Annotated in this window: 1 protein-coding gene; it reads right to left on the minus strand. The window is 73.0% G+C overall.

The annotated features are described in order from the left end of the window. Positions 1–26: 26 nt before the first annotated feature. Positions 27–1,031: dihydroorotase (locus tag N2041_RS14345; protein ID WP_297679260.1), on the minus strand; the 1,005-nt coding region annotated here is incomplete at its 5' end.

A 1,031-nucleotide genomic window follows, 5' to 3' on the forward strand; every position in this document is an offset into this window, starting at 1 on the left:
TCCCGTCAGCGAGCACGAGCCAGGCATCAGACATGCGCACCCTCCCGCTCCCATGCGAGCGTTCCATCGAAGATGACTGCCCGGACGGCCCCGCGGAGGCGGAAACCGGCGAGCGGCGTGTTCTTGCCCTTCGAAGCCCAGCCAGCCGGGTCGATGGTGACCTCTGCGGCCGGGTCGACGATGACGAGGTCGCGCGACACCCCGGGCTCGAGCCGCCCGGCCCCCGGGATGCGCCGGTCGATGCCGAAACAGGCGGCCGGGGCGCTGGTGAGCGCCTCCACCATCCGTTCGAGGCGCAGCTCCCCGCGCGCGGCGAGGGTGAGCAGCGACGACGCCGCCGATTCGAAGCAGCTGATACCGAAGGCGGCATCTTCGAACTCGACCAGCTTGTCCTCGATGGCGTGCGGGGCGTGGTCGGTCGCGATGGCGTCGATGACGCCGGCGTCGAGCGCGGCGAGCAGGGCGCGCCGGTCGGCCTCGGTCCGAAGCGGCGGGTTGATTTTCGCGTTCGTGTCGTAGGCGGGTTCCGGGCCGCCGCCAGCCACGGCATCCTCGGTGAGGAAGAGGTGGCTCGGGGTGACCTCGCAGGTGACGGGCAGGCCGCGCTGCTTCGCTTCGGCGATGAGCTCGACGCCCCGGGCGGTCGTGACGTGGGCGATGTGGAGGCGCGCGCCGGTTGCCGCCGCCAGTTCGATGTTGCGCGCGATGGCGGCAGCCTCGGCGGCGGCCGGCTGGCCGCTCAGCCCGAGCCGCTCGCTTACGGCCCCTTCGTTCATCGCCCCGCCGGCGTGCATCTCGGGGCTGTCGCAGTGCTCCGAGACGGGCAGGCCGAGCGCCCCGGCGAGCGCGAGCGCGTTCCGCATCAGCCGGGGGTCGGCGACGGGGCTGCCGTCATCGCTGAAGGCGATGACGCCGCCGGCCGCCAGCTCGGCGAGCTCGGCGAGCTCCCGTCCTTCCCGCCCGCGGGTGATGCAGCCGATGGGCAGGATGCGGACGCGGCCGTCGCGCCGGAACCGTTCGAGGATGCTTTC

It is taken from the genome of Tepidiforma sp. (assembly GCF_026419595.1).
In the GTDB taxonomy this organism is placed as follows: Bacteria; Chloroflexota; Dehalococcoidia; order Tepidiformales; family Tepidiformaceae; genus Tepidiforma.